Source organism: Microbacterium sp. P2_F9 (assembly GCF_056403635.1).
The window spans coordinates 1-5,361 of sequence record NZ_JBFUFC010000231.1 but is presented as its reverse complement, the minus strand read 5'-3'; the positions used below and the strand labels follow the sequence as shown (position 1 = coordinate 5,361).

The window sequence follows — 5,361 nt, the reverse complement described above, 5'->3', positions numbered from 1 at the left end:
CTGCAGGTCCCTCCCGCCCGCTATCCCCCTCCGCTGAGCGGAGGGCCGACCGGCGGTAGTAATCGGGATGCCGCAGATGCGGCTGTAAACCCGGTGTTTCGCCGTATCTGCGGGTGTAGCGTAGGCCCATGGCGAGCTACAAGATCACCGAAGCGGCACGCCTTCTCGGGGTGAGCGACGACACCGTCCGCCGGTGGGTCGATCAGGGCCTGCTGCCGACCACCGACGCGAGCCCGGTCGAGATCCCCGGCGACGCGCTCGCTGCACGCGCCGTCGACTACGCGCACGCGACATCCGATCCGACCGATGTGCTCTCCAGCGCGCGGAACCGGTTAGTGGGGCTCGTGACGCGGCTGCAGATCGACGGAGTGATGGCGCAGGTCGATATCCAATCCGGACCGCACCGGGTCGTCTCGCTGCTGTCGTCCGAGGCCGTGCGGGAGCTCGGCCTCGAGGTCGGGTCGCTCGCGGTCGCCGTCGTCAAGGCGACCAACGTCATCGTCGAGACTCCGAAGGCCTGAGCGTTGCGCCCCGTTGCTCGACTCGCCGCGCTGGCCGCGGCATCCGCTCTGCTCCTCAGCGGCTGCGCGAGCATCGGCGACGAGGATCCGAATGCGCCGCAGACGCCGGCGGCCTCGGTCGGGCCCGAGCTCACCGGCAAGCTCACGGTGTATGCCGCCGCCTCKCTCCAGAACGCATTCGACGCGCTCGCGACGAAGTTCGAGGAGCGCAACCCGAGTCTCGAGGTGCTCCCGATCGTCTACGACGGATCGAGCACGCTCGCGACCCAGCTCGTCGAGGGTGCGCCCGCCGATGTGTTCGCCTCCGCAGACGAGGCGAACATGCAGCGGCTCGTCGACACGAATCTTGCGATCGGCCCCGAGCTCTTCGCGACCAACACCCTCGTCATAGCGATGCCGAAGGGCAACCCCGGCGGGGTGGAAGACCTGAGCGACCTCGGCGACGACAGCGTCACCGTCGTGCTCTGCGCGCCGGAGGTGCCGTGCGGTGCGGCTGCGCAGCAGCTGCTCGCGAACGCCGGGGTGACCGTCGCTCCGGCGAGTCTCGAGCAGAACGTCACGGCCGTGCTCACGAAGGTCGCGGCGAACGAAGCGGATGCGGGACTGGTCTACGCGACCGACGTGCTCGGCCGCGACGACGTGGACTCGCTTGTGCCGGATGGCGCCGCCGACGTGGTCAATCGCTATCCGATCGCCGCGCTGACCGGCGCCCGCAACCCGGAGGCGGCCGAGGCCTTCGCGGAGTTCGTGCTCAGCCCCGAGGGACAGCGGGTGCTCGCGGAGCTCGGCTTCGGCTCACCGTGAGTCGCGGCGCAGCCAGGGGATTCGTGCCGCAGATTCTGCTGATCCCCGCGGTCATCGGCCTCGCACTGCTCGTGCTGCCCCTGGTCACCCTCGTCGCGCGAGTGGACTGGTCGACGCTCTGGGCGGACATCACGTCTCCCGAGGCGGTCTCCGCGCTGCTGCTCTCGCTGGGGACGGGCCTGACCACCACGCTCGTCTGCGTCGGGCTGGGCGTGCCGCTCGCGCTCGTGATCGCGCGCAGCTCCGCGCGGCTGGCGGGCGTCCTGCGGGCTCTCATCACCGTGCCGCTCGTGCTGCCGCCGATGGTCGGCGGAATCGCCCTGCTCTACCTGTTCGGGCGGACGAGCTGGCTCGGCGAGGTGCTGGGCGAGTTCGGGATCCGCGTTCCGTTCTCGACCGGTGCGGTCGTCCTCGCGCAGACCTTCGTCGCACTGCCGTTCCTTGTGCTCGCCGTCGAGGGGTCGCTGCGGTCTACCGGTGTCGGGTATGAGGAGACCGCGGCCGGACTCGGTGCGAGCCGGTGGACGATCCTGCGCCGAGTGACGCTCCCGCTCGCCGCACCGGGGCTCACGGCGGGGGTCATCCTGTGCTTCGCGCGCGCGATCGGGGAGTTCGGGGCGACCGCGCTCTTCGCCGGGAATGCCCCTGGGGTGACGCAGACGATGCCCCTCGCCATCTACACGGCGTTCAACGGGTCGGGCGTCTCGCAGGGGACCGCGGTCGCCCTCTCGCTGCTGCTCCTCGTCACGGCGATCGCCGTGCTCCTCCTTGTGCGGGCCTGGCGCCCGGAGACCCCGCGATGACCGGCGCGGCGCTCGACGCCCGTGTCATCGTCGAACGGCACGGGTTCCGGCTCGATGCCGCGATCACTGCCACCCCGGGGGAGGTCGTGGCCGTCATGGGTCCGAGCGGCGCGGGCAAGTCGACCCTGCTCAGCGCGATCATCGGACTCGTCCGGGTGGACGGCGGGCATGTCCGCCTCGACGCGGCCACCGTGGCCTCCACCGCCCCGGTGGTCCATGTCCCCGCGGCGGAGCGAGGAGTGGTGCTGCTCGGCCAGGACCCACGCCTGTTCCCGCACCTCACGATCGTCGAGAACGTCGCGTTCGGTCCACGAGCGCACGGCACCGACCGGGCCGCCGCGCGGCGGAGCGCGACCGAGTGGCTGCGACGAGTGGGTCTCGGAGACGCGGGGGAGCGGCATCCCGCGCAGCTGTCCGGCGGTCAGCAGCAGCGGGTCGCGCTCGCGCGAGCGCTTGCCGTGGAACCGCGGATGCTGCTGCTCGACGAACCCCTCACCTCGCTGGATGTCGAGACGGCCGCCGACCTGCGGGACCTGCTGCGCGCGCAGCTCGCTGAGACGGGGGCGACGGCCCTCCTTGTGTCGCACGACGCGACCGATGCGGTGGGCGTCGCGCGCCGTCTCATCGTGCTGGAGCAGGGGACGGTCGCCCAGGAGGGACTCGTGGAAGAAGTGCTCGCCTCGCCCGCCACGCGGTTCGTCGCGGCCGTCGCCGCCGCGCACCGGTTCGGCGGGTCGCCCTAGAATCGGGCGGGTGACCAAGATCCGACCCTTTCGTCCGGGCGATGAGCCGGCCCTCGCCGAGATCTGCCTCAAGACCGCGGATGCCGGAGCAGATGCGACGGGCTTGCTCGCCGACGACGATCTGTGGGCCGAGATCTTCGTGCTCCCCTATGCGGCGCGGCATCCGGAGCTGGCCTTCGTCGTGGAGACCGACGATGGCCGAGTCGCCGGCTATGTCGTCGGCACACCCGACACCGATGCGTTCGAGGCGTGGTTCCACGACGAGTGGTGGCCGCGGTTCGCCGACCGGTGGCCGCTGCCGGACAGCGAGCAGTCCCGCCAGGACGGGAACCTGCTCTATGCCTATGGGCGCGAACCCGGGCGCGAGCCGTACTCGCAGGGGTACCCCGCGCACCTGCACATCGACCTGCTCCCCGAACTGCAGGGTCACGGCTGGGGTCGCCGGCTCATCGACACGCTCGTGTCCGCGCTGCGTGAGCGAGGCGTCTCAGGCCTGCACCTCGTGGCATCGTCAGACAACGTCGGTGCGCTCGCGTTCTATCCGCGCGTCGGATTCGAACCGCTGCCTTCACACGAGGGCGTCCAGGCGTTCGCCCGCACGCTCTGAGTCCGCGGCCAGGACGGCTGACGCGGTTACTTCACCTGGCGTCGGCGCCGGGCGATGACGATCGCGATCCCGATCAGCACGACACCGAGCAGCAGCACGATCGGACCGATGGTCGCCCACAAGGGGGAGCCGCTCATGGCGGAGCCGCCGAGCACATTCAGGCCCTGCAGCGTCCACACCAGACCGACGGCGCTGAGCAGGATGCCGGGGACGAGGTACGGCCAGATTCGCTTCACAGGCCCACCATAGTTCCCGTCCCGCCACAGGTGGGGATCATGCGCCAGCGGCCCTGACGGGAGGTTGCGCTCATCGTCCACGGGCGGGATCATCGGCGGAGACGACGCGATGAGGGCGAGGTCAGCTCATGCTCCAGACGGTGGCCGAGGGCGTACTGGTCCACGAGAGCGAGTGCATCCAGAGCAACGCCGTCGTCGTGGCAGGCGACGTCGGAGTGCTGCTCATCGATGCCGGCATCACGGGCGACGAGATGGCCGCAATCGCGAACGACCTTCGCGCCCTGGGCCAGTCCGTCGTGGCGGGTTTCTCGACGCATCCCCATTGGGACCACGTGCTCTGGCACCCTGCGCTCGGCGATGCGCCCCGCTACGGCACGGCTCGCTGCGCGGCATCCATCGCAGCGGTGCTGTCGGCCGCAGACTGGCAGGCCGAGATCGCCGAAGAGCTGCCACCGGAGGTCGCCGATGAGGTGCCGATGGAGCTGCTCGGACTCATCACCGGGCTGCCCGCCGGAACCGTGCAGGTGCCATGGAAGGGGCCCAGCGTCCGCATCATCGAGCATCGAGCTCACTCCGTGGGCCACGCGGCGCTCTGGATCGAGGAACGCCGCGTCCTCATCGCCGGCGATATGCTCTCCGACGTCCTGATTCCCATGCTCGACCTGCAGGCCGATGATCCGATCTCGGACTACCTCGCCGCCCTGCAGCTGCTCGAGGCCGTGGCGGGCGCGGTGGATGTCGTGGTCCCAGGTCACGGGTCTGTCGGCGGCGCTGATCAGCTGCGCGCACGGATCGATCAGGACCGGGCGTATGTCCAGGCGCTGCGTGACGCGCAGGTTCCCGACGACCCGCGGATCGGCGCATCCGCCAAGCCCGGCTGGGAATGGGTGAGCGATGTGCACGCCTGGCAGGAGCAGAGCCTCGCGCAGCGAGACGGAGCGCCCTGAGCCGGATGCCGCCGGCGGGAGTCGGAATCAGTGGTCAGACCACATTGCGTTTGAAACGATTCATGGGTAGCGTGGTGCTCGGAAGGATGGTCCTGCGAAGGCAGGCGGAGATGTCCGCGGAGAGTTTCCGCACTTCGCCCAGCGTTGCGGGAAAGACGATGGCGGACGTGACCAGACCCACGATCGAGGAGTATCTGGCGAACATGGGCGCCGCCGGGCGACGGATCTGCGACATCGACGCGAGCGAGGCCGGCGCCGGCAACATCTCCATCTGCCTCGATGAACTGCCTCGGGTTCGGGAGGTGTTCCCGCTCTCGGAGCGGATCGAGCTTCCGCTGGCTGCTCCTGCGCTCGCCGGCCGGACGCTGCTCGTCACCGGTTCGGGGCGTCGGCTGCGTCAGATCGGGGACGACCCGCTCGCGGCGGTGGGAGCTGTCATCGTCGAGGCCGACGGAGTCCACGCCGAGCTGCTGACCTCGCCGCGCCGCCAGTTCGAGCGGCTCACCAGCGAGTTCAACTCGCACCTCGCCGTGCACGACGACCAGGTCGGGCGACGGGGGCTGCCCTTCCACGCCGTGGTCCACGCGCAGCCGCCGCACCTGACCTACCTCAGCCACATCCCCGCCTACCGGGACAACACGAAGATGAACCAGAGCATCCTGCGGTGGGAGCCCGAGTCGATCGTCGCCCTGTCGGAGGG

8 protein-coding genes are annotated in these 5,361 nt (G+C 70.2%); 7 read left to right on the top strand and 1 reads right to left on the bottom strand.

Features of this window, described 5'->3' with window-relative positions; genetic code table 11:
• The first annotated feature begins 128 nt into the window (after positions 1-128).
• From AC1DVT_RS17640 to AC1DVT_RS17620, 5 genes are read left to right on the top strand one after another with little or no spacing between them, the layout of a single operon-like run.
• A complete protein-coding gene (locus AC1DVT_RS17640) occupies positions 129-521 on the top strand; it encodes a TOBE domain-containing protein (RefSeq protein ID WP_477390426.1) in 393 nt (130 codons plus the stop codon).
• Between the two features lie 3 nt (positions 522-524).
• Positions 525-1,325, top strand: coding sequence for a molybdate ABC transporter substrate-binding protein (gene modA / locus AC1DVT_RS17635; RefSeq protein ID WP_477390424.1), 801 nt, complete (start codon positions 525-527; stop codon positions 1,323-1,325).
• Positions 1,326-1,348: 23 nt separating this feature from the next.
• Positions 1,349-2,128 carry an ABC transporter permease gene (locus tag AC1DVT_RS17630; protein ID WP_477390422.1) on the top strand — a complete coding sequence of 260 codons (780 nt, stop codon included), beginning with the start codon at positions 1,349-1,351 and terminating at the stop codon, positions 2,126-2,128.
• Positions 2,125-2,871 (top strand): sulfate/molybdate ABC transporter ATP-binding protein, encoded by a 747-nt coding sequence (locus tag AC1DVT_RS17625; RefSeq protein WP_477390420.1) that lies wholly within the window; start codon positions 2,125-2,127, stop codon positions 2,869-2,871. Before AC1DVT_RS17630 ends, AC1DVT_RS17625 begins: the two co-directional genes overlap by 4 nt.
• A 10-nt stretch (positions 2,872-2,881) precedes the next feature.
• On the top strand, positions 2,882-3,478 hold the full coding sequence (locus tag AC1DVT_RS17620) for an N-acetyltransferase family protein (protein WP_477390418.1): 597 nt from the start codon (positions 2,882-2,884) through the stop codon (positions 3,476-3,478).
• A gap of 26 nt (positions 3,479-3,504) precedes the next feature.
• On the opposite strand, the gene AC1DVT_RS17615 is transcribed toward AC1DVT_RS17620, so the two are convergent.
• Positions 3,505-3,714: a hypothetical protein gene (locus tag AC1DVT_RS17615; RefSeq protein ID WP_477390416.1), complete on the bottom strand. Its 210-nt coding sequence runs from the start codon at positions 3,712-3,714 to the stop codon at positions 3,505-3,507.
• 128 nt (positions 3,715-3,842) lie between these two features.
• Between AC1DVT_RS17615 and AC1DVT_RS17610 the strand changes: the two genes are divergently transcribed.
• Together AC1DVT_RS17610 and AC1DVT_RS17605 are read left to right on the top strand one after the other, a co-directional pair.
• Entirely contained in the window at positions 3,843-4,661 is an 819-nt protein-coding gene (locus AC1DVT_RS17610; protein ID WP_477390414.1) for an MBL fold metallo-hydrolase, read from the top strand.
• A 167-nt stretch (positions 4,662-4,828) separates the two neighbouring features.
• On the top strand, positions 4,829-5,361 hold a 533-nt coding region (locus tag AC1DVT_RS17605; RefSeq protein ID WP_477390412.1), incomplete at its 3' end, for a class II aldolase/adducin family protein.

What these genes read in the sequence shown, in the direction of transcription:
- AC1DVT_RS17640 (WP_477390426.1), top strand. Translation starts at nt 129, where the DNA reads ATGGCGAGCTACAAGATCACCGAAGCGGCACGCCTTCTCGGGGTGAGC.
- AC1DVT_RS17610 (WP_477390414.1), top strand. Translation starts at nt 3,843, where the DNA reads ATGCTCCAGACGGTGGCCGAGGGCGTACTGGTCCACGAGAGCGAGTGC.
- AC1DVT_RS17625 (WP_477390420.1), top strand. Translation starts at nt 2,125, where the DNA reads ATGACCGGCGCGGCGCTCGACGCCCGTGTCATCGTCGAACGGCACGGG.